Origin of the sequence: Roseomonas fluvialis, assembly GCF_022846615.1 — a bacterium.
GTDB classification, from domain to species: Bacteria; Pseudomonadota; Alphaproteobacteria; order Acetobacterales; family Acetobacteraceae; genus Neoroseomonas; species Neoroseomonas fluvialis.
The window spans coordinates 2,393,990-2,408,163 of the sequence record NZ_AP025637.1 but is presented as its reverse complement, the minus strand read 5'-3'; the positions used below and the strand labels follow the sequence as shown (position 1 = coordinate 2,408,163).

Genomic DNA, 14,174 nt, shown 5'->3' with positions numbered 1-14,174 from the left:
GGGGCGCGCGGCCCGGCGTCAGGTGTCGATGGTGACGCCCATCTTGGCATAAGCGTCACGCAGCCGCACCCGATAGCGCTCCGGTGAAAACAGCGCGGCCTGGCCAGGCCCGGCCTGTGACAGCCGGCCGCGCAAGTCGGCATCGGTGTCGAGCGCGCGAATCCCCTCGACCAGGGCCCGCACGTCGTAGGGGTCCGCCTTCATGGCGGCAGCGCCCACCACCTCGGGCATCGAGGAAGTGTTGGAGGTCAGCACCGGCGTGCCCAGCAGCATCGCCTCCAGCGCCGGCAGACCGAAGCCTTCGTACAGGGATGGGAACAGCACCGCCTTCGCGCCCCGGATCAGGCTGACGAGCAGGGGGAACGGCGCGTAGTCGAGTTGCTGCACACGATGCCGCTGCTGCGTCACGCCGTCCTGCGTAAACAGGTAGCGGACATGATCGTTGCCGAACAGCAGACGCAGCTCCTCGCTCGACTGCCAGGCCTTCTTGCCGACGATAACAAGCGGATCCTGCACGCCCGAGGCGAGGTAGGCCTCGATCATGCGGCCGACGTTCTTCTTCGGTTCGATGGCGCCGAAGAACAGGAAGTACTTCTGATAGGTGAGGCCGAAGGTGCCCTCGATCTCGGATTTCACATCCGTCAGGGGCTTCTGGGCGTAGGGCGCCGGGATGTCGACCGCCTGGTAGGTATTCGAGACCTTCTCCTCGGGCACGCCGAGCAGGCTGACGATGTCGCGCTTGGAGGCCTCGCTGACGGTGATGATGTGGTCGCTGCGGCGCGCCAGCTGCTGCGTGAGGCGGAAGTAAATGCGCTTGTTGTCGAGCGTGGTGTAGGGCAGGCGCAACGGCACCAAATCGTGCATGGTGTAGACGTTCTTTGCACCGCGCACCTTGATCGCCAGCGGATAGGTCCAGTGCATGATCTGCGGCGCCTGCCGGAAATACACGTTCATGCGGTTGCGATAGAGCTTGAAGTGCAGCCGCTGCATCTCGAACAGGTTCTGCACGTTCCAGACATGGTCGAAATGCGGCAGGCGGGACTTGAAGGTGTCGCGCACGACGCGCCCGGTGATGGGCACCTGGGTCGCGATCTCGCCGAAGGGGCTGCTGAGCGCACGGCGCATCGCGCCCGCGGCCTGGGTGATCTTGGACGGCTGACCCACGCGCGGGTCGAAGAAGGCGATCTCGCGGATCAGTGAATTCGTGCTGATGGTCGAGGTCCTGGTGCCGTACAACACGCCGACCTCGGCACCCATGTCGCGCAGGCAGAAGGACAGATTTCGCGCATAGGTCGCCACACCCGTCCCCTGTTCGAGGGCCAGGTTGTAGCCATCGATGAAGATGCGCGGCGAACGGTCGGAGGGCATCAGCGGCGTAGTCCGTTCCAGGCGAGGCAGTCCGCGCCGGATCGTGGCGCCTTGGCGCGGCAACCTGAGGCGTGGCCGGCGCGAGGTCAAGCAACCCTGCGCCCCGCAACCACCGGCGTCAGTCGAGGAATTCCGGCGATACCAGCCGCGGCAGGAACAGCGTTACCTCCGGCCACATGATCACCAGCACCAGCACCACAAACATCGGGATCAGCATGATGAATGTGTCCTTGAGCGCGTCCATCATCCGCATCCCGGCCACGTGGCAGGCGATCATCAGGCAGAGCCCATAGGGTGGCGTGACCAGTCCGAAGGCGAGGCTGATGATGCCGATCATCGCAAAGTGTACCGGGTCGATGCCGACCGCCGCCGTCAGCGGCTGAAGGATGGCGCCGACGATGATGATGGAGGGGATCGCATCGAGGAAGCAGCCCACCACCAGGAACACCGCCGCCACGAAAAAGCCCGTCGCGATCTTCCCCATGCCCCAGGCCGAGACGCCGGTGAGGATCGCCTCGGGTATCTTGTAATAGGCCAGCAGCCAGCCAAAGGCGGATGCGGTGCCGACGCAGAACAGCGTAACGGCAGCGAGGCGCCCGGTCTCGCCCAGCGCACCCCAGAATTCGCGCAGTCCCATCTCGCGATAGACGAACAGCGATAGCGCGCCGGCATAGAGCACGGCGATGCACGCGCTCTCGGTCGCGGTGAACCAGCCGAAGACCTTGCCGCCGATGATGATCAGCGGCGTCATCAGCGCGGGGCCGGCGACGAAGATGGCGCGCGCGAACTCGCCCCAGGCGGCCTTCGGATAGGTCGGGTAGCCGCGGCGCTTCGCATAGGCGTGCACCGTCGCCATCTGGACGCCGGCGATCAGCGCGCCCGGTATGATGCCGGCGAGGAACAGTGCGCCGATCGAGGTGGTCAGCACGCCGCCCCAGACGATCATCAGGATCGAGGGCGGGATGATGACGGCCAACACCGCCGAGACTGCGGTGATCGCGACCGAGAAGCTGTCGTCGTAGCCTTCCTTGCGCTGGGCCTCGATGAAGATCTTGGATTGCGACGCTGCGTCTGCAGTCGAGGATCCGGAGATGCCCGCGAAGAAGAACGACAGCACCACGTTGATCTGCGCCAGCCCGCCCGGGAAATGCCCGACCATGGTGCGCGACAGGCGCATGAGCCTATCGGTGATGCCGCCCACATTCATCAGGTTCGCGGTCAGCAGGAAGAAGGGCACCGCCAGCAGGATGAAGGAGTTATAGGCGTTGAACGTCTCCTGCATCAGCGTCATCGGCCCCAGGCGGGGCTCGAGTGCCATCACTGGCAGGCACGCGAGGCCAAGCGCCACCGCAACCGGCACGCGCAGCGCCAGCAGCGTGAAGAACACGCCGAACAGGATCCAAGCCGCCTGGCCGGGCTCGAGGACATTGCCACCCATCAGGCCGCTTCCCCATGGATCAGCACGCGCAGGTCGGCCACGAATTTCTCGCCCCCGAAGATGAGCCAGGAAAAGCCCAGGATCGGCCAGGCCAGGTGGATCAGCCACAGCGGGAGTTCCGCCAATTCGCTGATGCGGAACCACGCGAAGTCCACGAACTCGATCCCGAACCACAGGAAGACCGCGCCGAAGCTCAGCACGAACACGCCCGAGACCAGGTCCATGAAGGCGCGGAAGCGTCCTGTCAGCCGTGGCCAGAGATCCACGATGAAATGGATGCCCTCGCGCTGGCCGACGATGGCGCCGATCATGATGGTCCAGACGAGCAGGAAGCGGGCCATCTCCTCGGTCCAGATGTAATGCGGCAGCAGCGAGGTCTGGCGCGAGACCACTTGCAGCGTGACCGGAAACACCAGGATGAGGACCGAGATGGCAAGCAACGTCGAGAGCAGCCGCGCATAGGCGTCGGCCACCCGTCGCACCAGGCCGCGCAGGGGCATGGAAAGCTCCGGATGTGGCGCAGGGATGAGTCGGCCGGCGGCATGCGTGCCGCCGGCCGGGCGCGGGTCAGGCGCTGATGGCGTTGATGCGGGTGTAGATGCCCTCGGCATCCACTTCCCGCGCATAGGCGATCATCACCGGATCCACCGCGCGCTTCAGCGCGGCGCGTTCGGTGAATTCAACACGCCGCAGGCGTCCGGCGCGTTCGAGCGCCTCGACCTTCTGGCCGTCCTCCGTGCTCTCGGCCTGCCGACCGAACACGCCGGCCTCGCGCCCGGCGCGCTTGACCGCTTCCTGCAGCGGCGCGGGCAGGCGCGAGAGCGTCTGGGTCGAGAAGCAGATCGGGCGAATGGTGATGGCGTGCTGCGTCATGATGAGGTTCGGCGCGACTTCGTAGAAGCGCATCGCCTCAACGCCCGCGGCCTCGTTCTCGCCGGCCTCGATGACGTTGTTCTGGATGCCGTTGTAAACCTCGTTGTAGGCGATGACCGAGGGCGACATCCCGGCCGCCTGGAAGGTGCGCGACCAGATCGGCGCGCCCTGCACGCGCACCTTGAGGCCGCGCAGCTCGGCCATGTTGGTCACGCGCTTGTTGGCAAAGATGTTGCGCACGCCGCCGCCGGCATAGCCGATCAGCGCCACGCGGGCACGGCGTTCCACTTCCTGTGCGACCGGCGCGAACAGGTCCTGGTCGAGCACGGTGTTCCAATGCGCGAGGTCGCGGAACAGGAAGGGCGCATCCACGAAGGGCGCGGCGCGCGAGAAGGTCGACATGTGCGCGGGCGAGACGATGCCGTAGTCCACGGCGCCGCGCCCGGCCGACATGTACTCGAAATACTGCTTCTCGAGGCCCAGGCTAGAGTTCTTGTGCAGCACGAAATTCACCGGGGACGCGGTGTAGTACTGCTTCACCAGTTCCTCGAAGCGCACAAGGGCGCGGGTGAAGACGTGGTCGTCGTTGAACTGCACCGCGCCGTTCAGGGTGATGGCCTGCTGCGCGCGCGCCACATGGGGGCTGGCCAGCAGAGCCGCGCTGGCGGCGACGCCGCCGAGCAATTGCCTACGGTTCATGGAACGGACTCTCCCTCATCTCAGCGCCGGCTTGGTGCCGGCTGTCCGGCGACTATAGGGGTGGAATTGCGCCCATGGGAACCGTGCGGTTACTGCCCCCTTCCCGCCGCGGCGCCGGTATCCGAGACTGACTTACGAATGCAAAGGGGAAACGCATGAACCGCATCGACCTGGCCGGGCGCGTGGCCATCGTGACCGGCGCCGCGCGCGGCATTGGCCTCGCCATCGGCAAGCGCATCGTAGAATCGGGCGGCGCCGTCGCGGTGTGGGACATGGACCGCCCTGCAGCGGAGGAGGCGGTGCGCGTGCTCGGCCGCGCCTCCGCGCATGTGCTGGACCTGACGGATGAAGCGGCGATCGGTGGCGCGCTGGCGACGACGCAGGCGGCGCATGGGCGCGTCGATATCCTGGTCAACAACGCCGGCATCACCGGCGGCAATGCGCCCGCCTGGGAACTGCCCGTGGCGGAATGGAAGCGGGTGATCGAGGTGAACCTGGTCGCGCCCTACATGGTCTCGCGCGCCGTGGTGCCGGTGATGATCGCGGCGGGCTATGGGCGCGTGGTGAACATCGCCTCGATCGCGGGCAAGGAGGGCAATCCGAATGCCTCGCACTACAGCGCGTCGAAGGCGGGGCTGATCGGCTTCACCAAATCGCTCGGCAAGGAACTGGCCAAGACCGGCGTGCTGGCGAACTGCATTACCCCGGCAGCGGCCGAGACCGATATCTTCAAGCAGATGACGCCCGAGCAGGTGGCCTGGATGCGGTCCAAGATTCCCATGGACCGCTTCGTCAACATCGAGGAGATCGCAGCACTGGCCTGCTGGCTATGTTCTGAGGATTGCTCGTTCAGCACCGGCGCGGTGTTCGACATCTCGGGTGGGCGCGGGACGTATTGACGAGCCCTCAGGCGCCGGACGCCAGCAGCGCCGGCTTGGCTTTCGCCGGACCACCGGCGGATAGCATTCCGGGACCCCGCACGCGTTGCGAAGCAACGCTGACGGGAACCCGTGGCGGCCTCGGCACGAGTCTGAAGCTCGTGCCGCCGATCTACAGCCCATCCAGCGCCGGCAGCAGGTAGTCGAGGAACAGCGGCGGGTTCTCGGCGAAGGGGAAATGGCCGATCCCGTTCATGCGGGTGAAGCGCGCGCCGGAGATCTTCGCCGCGGTCGCTTCGGACATCTCGGCCGTACAGGAATAATCGTACTCGCCGGTGAGCATGACCAACGGGCAGCGCGTGGTGTCGATGCGATGGACACGATCGCGCGCATCCCATTCGCCCGAGTAGAATCCGATGTCGCGGTGGAAGGTGGCGAAGCCGCCCTGCGAGTAGTGCCACCAGATCTGCGCGGCGCAGTCTGCGGGGCTTTGCGGCGCCATCAGCCCGTGGATCCATTCGGGCGCGAAGATCGCCTGGTTGATGCGCGGGTCGGCGGACCAGGGGGTGCGCCGGCCAGGCACATGGTCGCAGGCCTCGCAGGCGATGATGGCGCTGAACGCCTCGGGATGGCGCAGCGCGATCTCCAGGCAGATCTCGCCTGACATGGAGGCGCCGAGCAGCACGGGCTTGTTCAGCCCCGCCGCGGCGACCACGCCCATGATGAGGTCGACATAGCGGTCCGTGGTCAGCCGCCACGCGCCGGGCACTTCGGCCGGCGGTGGGCTCTTGCCGTGCCAGGGCATGTCGAACGACGTCAGCCGGTAGCGCTCGGTCAGCCGACGATCGGCCATGATGCCGTGGAACTGCCGCCCATCCGCGCCGGCGGTGTGCAGGCAGAGCATGTCGCGCCCCTGCCCGGCTGACTCAGCATAGAGCCGCCAGTCGCGCCCATCCGCGCTGACGACCAGGTAGCGGCCAGCGACGTCAGGTGCTGGCGACAGCGGCAACACGGGGCGTGGGAAGGCAGGCACCGGGCCGTCGCCATGCAGCACCAGCCAGCGGCCGATCTCGAGCACGCGGCGCGTCAAGTGGCAGTGGCGCAGGAAGGCGATCTCCTCCCCGATGACGCGGAATTCCGGCACGCGGTGGCGCATCGCGAAGATCGCGTGGTGGTGGCGCGGCGGGATGGGTAGCAGGTGCAGCGCCCAGACATGCGGCGGTGCTTCCAGGGCGAAGTCGGCTGCGGCGGGTGCATCGCCGAAGGCGAATTCCGCGCGCGCATCGCCGCTGACGATGGCGAAGCGCGTCGCAGCACCCGCACGCCATTCCGCCAGCACGGCATCCCCCGCGCAGGCGGCCTGCCAGCGCGCGACGAATGCCGACCACGCCTCGCCCTCCGGCCACCCCGCCATGTGTTCCTCCCTGGTGCAGACGGGACGAATCATGCCGGCAGCCCCCTGCCCCGGCAACCGGCGTTGCCAGCATCGCAGCGCCCGCGCACATTGCGGCCCGCAACGCAGCGGAGGAAACGCGCATGTCCACCAAGATCGCCGTCGTCACCGGGGCCGGCACCGGCGTTGGGCGCGCTGCCGCCCTCGCGCTGCTCGGGGGCGGCTGGTCGGTGGTGCTGACCGGACGGCGCAAGGACGCGCTGGAGGAGAGCATCGGCCTCGCAGGCGATGCTGCTTCGCGCGCTATGGCGGTGCCGTCGGACGTGGCCGACCCCGCTTCGGTCGATGCGCTGTTCGCCGCGGTGAAGGCGAAGCACGGCCGCATCGACATGCTGTTCAACAATGCCGGCCAGAACGTGCCCGGCATGCCCTTCGAGGACCTGACCTATGCCGACTGGACGCGGGTGGTCTCGGTCAACCTGACCGGGTCGTTCCTGTGCGCGCAGGCCGCCTTCCGCATGATGAAGGACCAGTCCCCGCAGGGCGGGCGCATCATCAACAACGGGTCGATCAGCGCGCATACGCCGCGCCCCGACAGCGCGCCCTATACCGCGACCAAGCACGCCATCACGGGGCTGACCAAGTCGCTGATGCTGGACGGCCGGAAGTACGACATCTGCGCCGGGCAGATCGACATCGGCAATGCCGCCACGCCGATGACCGCGCGCATGTCGAAGGGCGTGAAGCAGGGCGACGGGTCCATCGCGGTGGAGCCGACCATGGATGTAAATCATGTCGGCCAGGCGATCCTGCACATGGCGAACCTGCCGCTGGAATCAAACATCCTGACCATGACGATCAAGGCGTCGAAGATGCCCTTCGAAGGGCGCGGCTGAGGCCGCTCAAAAGTCCGGGCGGCGTGAAGGGCGTCGCTGTCCCCGGTGCAACCGCGCGGCGCGCAACTCCGGCGCCGCGCGCGTGTTCTTCCGTTGACGCGCCGCCGCGTGCGCGCAGGAGAACACGAATGCCCGACCCCAAGACCACGCCCCCGCCCCCCGAACCCGACGCCACGGGCCAGGGCACGATCCCTGTGCCGACCCCCGCCAACGCGAAGCACCCCGAACCCGCGCCCGAGCCCGACCCGGCTGAGGAACGTGCCGACGAACACGGCAAGGGCGTGATCGACGCGCCGACCCCGCCCGCCGGAAAGCACCCGGGCTGATAGGCTACGCCTCCCCGCGTTCGGCCAGCAGGCGCTTGACGTCGGCCTTCGGCACCTTGCCGTAGCCTGACCGCGGCAGCGCATCCCACACCACGATGCGCGCCGGGTGCTTGTAGCGACCCAGCCGGCCGTGCAGATGCGCCAGCACAGCGGCCGGGTCGATGGTCGCGCCATCGGCCGCCACGAGGACCGCCACGCCGGTCTCGCCCCACTTCGCATCGGGCATGCCGACCACGCAGGCCTCGGCGATGCAGGGGTGGGTCAGCAGCGCTTCCTCGACCTCGCGCGGATACACGTTCGACCCGCCGGAGATGTACATGTCCGACTGCCGCCCGGTGATGAACAGGAAGCCGCGCTCATCGAGGTGACCGAGGTCGCCGGTGTGGAACCAGCCGCCGGCAAACGCCTTCGCGTTGGCGTCATCATTGCCGAAATACCCGGCCATCACGGCCGGGCCGCGCACGCAGATCTCACCGGTCGCTCCGGCGGGCAGGCGGGCTTGCGTGGCGTCCAGGATCGCCACCTCGATTCCCGTGCGCGGGTAGCCGCAGGAGCCCAACGGCATTGTCGGGTCGTCCTCGACGCTGTGCCATTCGGGCGGCAGCACGGTGATGTTCCCGGTCACTTCGCCCAGACCAAAATACTGCACCAGGCACGGACCCAGCTTCCGCAAAGCGTGCTTCTGGTCCTCGCGATACATCGGCGCGCCGGCGTAGATCACGTGGCGCAGCGATGAATGGTCATATGCGTCCACGCCGGCATCGCGCACCAGCGCGTTCAGGATGGTCGGCACGGTGAACATGTTGGTCACGCGGTGCTGCTCGACCAGCCGCCAGGCTTCCGGCACGTCGAGCCGCTCGCCCGGCAGCAGCACCGAGACCGCGCCGCGCGCCACCTGCGCCATGGCATGGATTCCCGCACCATGGGACAGCGGCGCCACCACCAGGGAGGCATGGTGTTCGTTCAGCCCCGGCATCAGGTCGGCGATGTGGTTCACCACCACGAAGGCGAGTTGCCCATGCGTCAGCGTACCGCCCTTGGGCCGCCCCGTGGTGCCCGAGGTGTAGAACAGCCAGGCCGGATGGTCGCGATCCACCGCCGCCGTCTCCGGCACCGACGCGCCCCTGCCCTCGGTGACCAGGTCTTCCCAGGACAGGCCCGAATCCTCCCCAATCGCGACATCGAGCACGCAGGCGAGGTTGTCGGCGCGCGCGGCGGCGCGATGATCGGGAAAGCCCGTGTCGAACACGTGCGCCCGGCAGCCGGCATTAGCAGCCAGGTAGGCGACTTCCGGTGGGCTCAGACGAAAATTCGTCGGCACCCAGACCGCGCCAATGAGCCAGCAAGCCCAGCAGGATTCGAAGATAGCATTACCGTTGCGCGCATGAACGAGAACGCGGTCGCCGGCGCCAATGCCGCGCGCTCGCAGCGCGGTCGCCGCGGCGCAGACGCGCGCAGCGAGGTCCGACCAGGTCCATGTCCGCTCGCGCCAGGCCAGCGCCGGGCGGTCGGGCAACCGCCGCGCCGTGTGCAGCAGGAGCGAAGCCAGGTTCGACGTCGGGATCATGGCGCATCCTCCGAATGCTTGATCTGCCGCGACGCGGCGCCTATCGCAAGCACGGGTTGGAAACGGAGGGCACGCGCATGCGGCTCCAGGACCAGGTCGCGGTCGTGACCGGCGGGCTGTCGGGCATCGGCGCGGCCATCGCGGCACGCTTCGCAAGCGAGGGCGCACGGGTGGTCGCGGCCGACCTCGCCGCGCCGGAAGGCCCGCTGGATGCCGGCGCCACCATCGCGCCTCTGCACGTCGACGTGACGCAGGAAGCCTCGACCGATGCGATGGCCGCCGCGGTGATGGACGCACATGGCCGGATCAACATCCTGGTGAACAGCGCCGGCTTCGGACTGGATATCCCCTTCCTCGATACGCCAGTCGCGGTGCTGGACCGGATCCTGGCCGTCAATGTCCGCGGGACCTTTCTCGCCGCGCAGGCCTGCGGGCGCGCCATGCGCGACGCCGGGTCGGGCGCCATCGTGAACATCGCGAGCGTGTCGGGGCTGCGCGGGTCCTCCGGGCGCGCCGCCTATGGCGCGTCGAAAGGGGCGATCGTGACGCTCACGCAGGTCATGGCGATGGACCTGGCGCAATACGGGATCCGGGTGAATGCCCTGGCTCCGGGGCCGGTCGACACGCCGCTGACGCTGCGCGTGCACACGCCCGAGACGCGCCAGGCCTGGACGCGCGCTACCATGCTGCGCCGTTACGGGACCCCGGAGGAGATGGCCGCCGCCGCGCTGTTCCTTGTGAGCGCGGAAGCGGCCTACATCACCGGCCACGTCCTGCCGGTCGATGGCGGCTTCGCGGCCGCCGGCATGGACAGCCGCGCATAAGGGCGCTTGCCGCGGCGCCCCCGGCCGGGCCAGTCTTGCCTCCAAGCGCCGGGCCACGGCGCATGTCCATCCCAGGGAGCGACACCAGATGACGATCCATCCCCCGCGCCGTGCGCTGCTGCTCGGCGCCGGCGTTCTCGCGCTGCCGACCGTGGCGCGCGGGCAGACGCAATACCGCGCCGAATACAAGCTGTCCGTCGTCGGCAACCGGCCGATCCCGCTGTCGGAGGGCGCCTTCCAGTGGGCCGACCTCGTCACGCAGCGCTCCGGAGGGCGGATCAACGTGAAGGTCTATCCGGGCAGCCAGCTGGTCGGTGGCGACCAGACGCGCGAACTGGTGGCGATGCGCCAGGGCGTGATCGACATGGCGGTGTTCAGCACCATCAACATCTCGCCGCAGGTACGCGAGATGAACATCTTTTCCCTGCCCTTCCTGCTGCGCGACCATCGAGGCTTCGACGCCATCATCAATGGCGAGGTCGGCCAGGACCTGTTCCGCGTGCTGGCGACGCGCGAAGTGGTGCCCGTCGCCTGGGGCGAGAACGGCTTCCGCGAGTTGTCGAATTCGAAGCGCGAGGTGCGCCGGCCGGAGGACCTGCGCGGCATGAAGATCCGCTTCGCCGCCGGCGCCATCTTCAGCGAGATCTTCACCGCCATGGGGGCGAACCCTCTGCAGATGTCCTTCGCCGACCTGCAGCCCGCGCTGTCCACGGGCGCGGTGGATGGGCAGGAGAACCCGGTCAACCTGTTCCTCGCCTTCCGCATGGACACGCTGGCGCAGAAGTACCTGACCATCTGGAACTACGTCGCCGATGCCGGGATCTTCGTGGTCGGCAAGCAGATGATGGACAGCCTGGCACCGGCGGACCGCGAACTGGTGGTGGCCTGCGCGCGGGAAGCCGCGGCCAAGCAGATCGAGGCATCCCGCAAGGGCACGGGCATCGGCGGCGACCGCTCGGCGCTCGAGGAATGCGCGCGGCGCGGCGTCGCGGTGGCCGAACTCACCGCGGCGGAGAAGGAAGCCTTCGCCCGCGTCACCCGTCCGGTCTACGACAAGTGGGCGCAGACGGTCGGCACGGCGCTGGTCGAAAAGGCGCAGGCCGCCATCAACCGCGCCATCTCCTGACGCGCCGGTGAGCGCCGAGCTCGACCCGGCTGCGGCGCAGCCGGAACCCCGCACGCGCCTGCCCCTGACCTTCGAGCGGGTGCTGCTGGCACTCGCGATGTCGGCGATGGCCCTGATCACCGCAGCGAACGTGGCGGCGCGCTACCTCACCAATGTCTCGCTCGCCGTCACCGAGGAATACTCGGTGGTGCTGATGGTGATCGTGACGCTGGTGGGCGCCGCGCTTGCCACGGCCGCGGGTCGCAACATCCGGGTCGAGTACTTCACCGGCCTCATGCCCGCGCCCTGGCAGCGACGCGCCGAGATCCTGGCGCTGCTGCTCGCCATCACCTGCTTCGGCCTGCTGGCGTATTTCGGTGCGAAGCTGGCTTACGACGAGTACCGCTTCGAGGTGCTGTCGAACGGTCTGGGCAATCCGAACTGGCTCTATACGGGGTGGCTGCCACTGCTGTCGCTGCTGGTGATCGGGCGCGCGGCGGGGCGGCTGGTGCGCATCGCGCGCGGTGAAGCGGCATGATCGCCGCCACGCTGTTCCTCGGCTTCGGCGTGCTGCTGGCGGCCGGCGTGCCGGTGGGCATCTGCCTCGGGCTCGCCGGCGCCTTCGCGATCTGGCTGGCGGACCAGTCGATCATGGCGATGCCGACCAACGTCTATGCCGGCATCGCGAAGTATCCGCTGATCGCGATCCCGATGTTCGTGCTGGTGGGCTGCGTTTTCGAACGCACCGGCGTGGCGTTGCGCCTGGTGCGCTTCGCCAGCGCGATCGTCGGTGCGGGGCGCGGGGCGCTGGCCTCGGTCGCGGTGCTGGTGGCGATGGTGCTGGGCGGCATCACGGGGTCCGGCCCTGCCAATTCGGCCGCCGTCGGGCAGGTGATGACGAAGGCGATGGTCGAGGACGGCTACCCCCGCCCCTTCATCGCCAGCACGGTGGGCGCGGCGGCGGCAACCGACATCCTGATCCCGCCCTCGATCGCCTTCATCGTCTATGCGGTGCTGGTGCCGGGTGTGTCGGTGCCGGCGATCTTCGCCGCGGGCATGATCCCGGGCGTGCTGGCGGGGCTTTTCATCATCGGCGCGGTGGTGGCGATCTCGATCGTCAAGGATTTCGGCGGCAAGGCGCGCAGGACCGAGGTGCTGCACGTCTGGCAGACCTTCAAGGAAGCGATCTGGGGCTTGATGGCGCCGGTGGTGATCCTGGGTGGCATGCGGATCGGCATCTTCACGCCGACCGAGGCCGCCGTCGTCGCGGTGTTCTTCGGCCTGTTCGTCGGCTTCGTGGTCTACCGGTCGCTGACCCTGCGCGACGTCTACGAGATGCTGATCGAAGCCGGCGAGATCTCGGCCGTCATCCTGATCGTGGTGGCGCTGGCGACCGTCTTCGCCTGGTCGACCAGTACGCTCGGCATCGTGCGCCCGATCGCGGAATGGGTGGTGGGGCTCGGCTTCGGGTCGGCTGGCACGCTGGCACTGCTGACAGTGTTCCTGATCATCGTCGGCATGTTCCTCGATGGCATCTCGATCTTCCTGATCCTGCTGCCGATCCTGCTGCCGATCGCCGCCACCTTCGGCTGGGACCTCACCTGGTTCGGCGTGGTGCTGACCATGATGATCGCGATCGGGCAGTTCACCCCACCCATGGCGGTGAACCTGATGGTGTCCTGCCGCATCGCCGGCGTGCCGATGGAGACCACCATCCCCTGGGTGACCTGGATGGTGCTGGCCATGACCGCGGCGGCAGCCTGCGTGATGGCGGTGCCGGACCTGGCGCTGTGGCTGCCGCGGGTGATGGGGCTGGGCTAGGACGCGCGCAGCCCGAGTTCCTGGACGGTGCGCTTCTCCTCCTCGTTCTGCATCATCGCCGCCGTCGCGTAGTCCTCGGTATTCAGGTAGCGCACCGGCATGTCGAAGCGCGCGATGGTCGCGAGATGCGCCGGGTCGTACAGCGCCTCCTTGAAGGCATCGTGCAGGATGCGCACCACGCCTGGGTCCATCCCACGCGGGCCAGCGATGCCGTAGGTGCTCTCGCCGAGCACGTCGAAGCCGGCCTCGCGGAAGGTCGGCACGTTCGGGAAGCGCGCGGCGCGCTCGCTCATCCACACGCCGATCGGGCGCACGCGACCTTCCAGTGCCATGTCGGCCCAGGCGCTGGTCTCGGCCGAAAAATGGATCTGCCCGCCGAGCAGCGCCTGCAGGTTCGGCGCCGCCCCCCGGAAGGGCACCGCCACCCAGTCGATGCCGGCCAGCCGCGCGAGACGCGTCATCTGGATATCGGTGGTGTTCGCCCCCGGCGTGCCGTAGCTGAGACGGCCCGGATGGGCGCGGGCATAAGCGACCAGTTCCTGCATGGAATGCCAGGGCGAATCCGGACGCACCACCACGCCGCCCATGTAGCCGACCAGGCGAATGATCCAGGTGAAGTCCCGCGTCGGATCCCATTGCGGCCTGTCGGTCATGGCCGGCATGCGGAAGGTGCCGTTGGGAACCTGGCCGAGGGTGTACCCGTCGGGCCTCCCCTCGCGTGCCAGGAACTGCACGCCGAGCGTGCCGGACGCACCCGGCTTGTTCTCCACGATAACCGGCTGGCCGAGCCGGCGCGATGCCTGGTCGCAGATCGACCGCATCTGGATGTCGGTGGCCCCGCCCGGCGTCCAGGGTACGATCACGCGGATCGGTCGATCCGGGAAGGGCGGCTGCGCCAGCGCAGGGCGCGCGAGAATCGCGCCGGCAGCGAGCAGGATGGCGCGACGGCGCGCGAGCAATGCGTGCGGCATGCTGTTCCCTCCCAA

14 protein-coding genes are annotated in these 14,174 nt (G+C 68.2%); 7 read left to right on the top strand and 7 right to left on the bottom strand.

Features of this window, described 5'->3' with window-relative positions; translation table 11 throughout:
- Positions 1 to 18 precede the first annotated feature (18 nt).
- The 4 genes from MWM08_RS11645 to MWM08_RS11630 all read right to left on the bottom strand — a co-directional run bounded on the left by MWM08_RS11645 (position 19) and on the right by MWM08_RS11630 (position 4,378).
- Positions 19 to 1,368: a glycosyltransferase family 4 protein gene (locus tag MWM08_RS11645; protein ID WP_244459610.1), complete on the bottom strand. Its 1,350-nt coding sequence runs from the start codon at positions 1,366 to 1,368 to the stop codon at positions 19 to 21.
- A 118-nt stretch (positions 1,369 to 1,486) separates the two neighbouring features.
- Entirely contained in the window at positions 1,487 to 2,806 is a 1,320-nt protein-coding gene (locus MWM08_RS11640; protein ID WP_244459609.1) for a TRAP transporter large permease, read from the bottom strand.
- On the bottom strand, positions 2,806 to 3,306 hold the full coding sequence (locus MWM08_RS11635; protein WP_244459608.1) for a TRAP transporter small permease: 501 nt from the start codon (positions 3,304 to 3,306) through the stop codon (positions 2,806 to 2,808). Before MWM08_RS11635 ends, MWM08_RS11640 begins: the two co-directional genes overlap by 1 nt.
- Positions 3,307 to 3,373: 67 nt before the next feature.
- Positions 3,374 to 4,378: a TRAP transporter substrate-binding protein gene (locus tag MWM08_RS11630; protein WP_244459607.1), complete on the bottom strand. Its 1,005-nt coding sequence runs from the start codon at positions 4,376 to 4,378 to the stop codon at positions 3,374 to 3,376.
- A gap of 155 nt (positions 4,379 to 4,533) precedes the next feature.
- On the opposite strand from MWM08_RS11630, the gene MWM08_RS11625 reads away from it, so the two are divergent.
- Positions 4,534 to 5,277 (top strand): SDR family NAD(P)-dependent oxidoreductase, encoded by a 744-nt coding sequence (locus tag MWM08_RS11625; protein WP_244459606.1) that lies wholly within the window; start codon positions 4,534 to 4,536, stop codon positions 5,275 to 5,277.
- A gap of 151 nt (positions 5,278 to 5,428) precedes the next feature.
- Here MWM08_RS11625 and MWM08_RS11620 read toward each other — a convergent pair whose 3' ends face one another.
- On the bottom strand, positions 5,429 to 6,703 hold the full coding sequence (locus MWM08_RS11620; RefSeq protein ID WP_244459605.1) for an alpha/beta fold hydrolase: 1,275 nt from the start codon (positions 6,701 to 6,703) through the stop codon (positions 5,429 to 5,431).
- A gap of 89 nt (positions 6,704 to 6,792) precedes the next feature.
- Here MWM08_RS11620 and MWM08_RS11615 point away from each other — a divergent pair, with 89 nt between their 5' ends.
- Together MWM08_RS11615 and MWM08_RS11610 are read left to right on the top strand one after the other, a co-directional pair.
- Positions 6,793 to 7,545 carry an SDR family oxidoreductase gene (locus tag MWM08_RS11615; RefSeq protein WP_244459604.1) on the top strand — a complete coding sequence of 251 codons (753 nt, stop codon included), beginning with the start codon at positions 6,793 to 6,795 and terminating at the stop codon, positions 7,543 to 7,545.
- A 128-nt stretch (positions 7,546 to 7,673) separates the two neighbouring features.
- Positions 7,674 to 7,871 carry a hypothetical protein gene (locus MWM08_RS11610; RefSeq protein ID WP_244459603.1) on the top strand — a complete coding sequence of 66 codons (198 nt, stop codon included), beginning with the start codon at positions 7,674 to 7,676 and terminating at the stop codon, positions 7,869 to 7,871.
- A gap of 4 nt (positions 7,872 to 7,875) precedes the next feature.
- Here MWM08_RS11610 and MWM08_RS11605 read toward each other — a convergent pair whose 3' ends face one another.
- Positions 7,876 to 9,438, bottom strand: coding sequence for an acyl-CoA synthetase (locus MWM08_RS11605; RefSeq protein ID WP_244459602.1), 1,563 nt, complete (start codon positions 9,436 to 9,438; stop codon positions 7,876 to 7,878).
- Positions 9,439 to 9,452: 14 nt separating this feature from the next.
- On the opposite strand from MWM08_RS11605, the gene MWM08_RS11600 reads away from it, so the two are divergent.
- From MWM08_RS11600 to MWM08_RS11585, 4 genes are all read left to right on the top strand, one after another.
- A complete protein-coding gene (locus tag MWM08_RS11600; protein WP_244459601.1) occupies positions 9,453 to 10,262 on the top strand; it encodes an SDR family NAD(P)-dependent oxidoreductase in 810 nt (269 codons plus the stop codon).
- Between the two features lie 88 nt (positions 10,263 to 10,350).
- Positions 10,351 to 11,388, top strand: coding sequence for a DctP family TRAP transporter solute-binding subunit (locus MWM08_RS11595; protein ID WP_244459600.1), 1,038 nt, complete (start codon positions 10,351 to 10,353; stop codon positions 11,386 to 11,388).
- 7 nt (positions 11,389 to 11,395) lie between these two features.
- Positions 11,396 to 11,905, top strand: coding sequence for a TRAP transporter small permease (locus tag MWM08_RS11590; RefSeq protein ID WP_244459599.1), 510 nt, complete (start codon positions 11,396 to 11,398; stop codon positions 11,903 to 11,905).
- Positions 11,902 to 13,188: a TRAP transporter large permease gene (locus MWM08_RS11585; protein ID WP_244459598.1), complete on the top strand. Its 1,287-nt coding sequence runs from the start codon at positions 11,902 to 11,904 to the stop codon at positions 13,186 to 13,188. Before MWM08_RS11590 ends, MWM08_RS11585 begins: the two co-directional genes overlap by 4 nt.
- Here the strand turns inward: MWM08_RS11585 and MWM08_RS11580 are convergent.
- Positions 13,185 to 14,159, bottom strand: a complete 975-nt coding sequence (locus tag MWM08_RS11580) for a tripartite tricarboxylate transporter substrate binding protein (RefSeq protein ID WP_244459597.1) — start codon at positions 14,157 to 14,159, stop codon at positions 13,185 to 13,187. The genes MWM08_RS11585 and MWM08_RS11580 overlap by 4 nt on opposite strands.
- Positions 14,160 to 14,174: the final 15 nt, after the last annotated feature.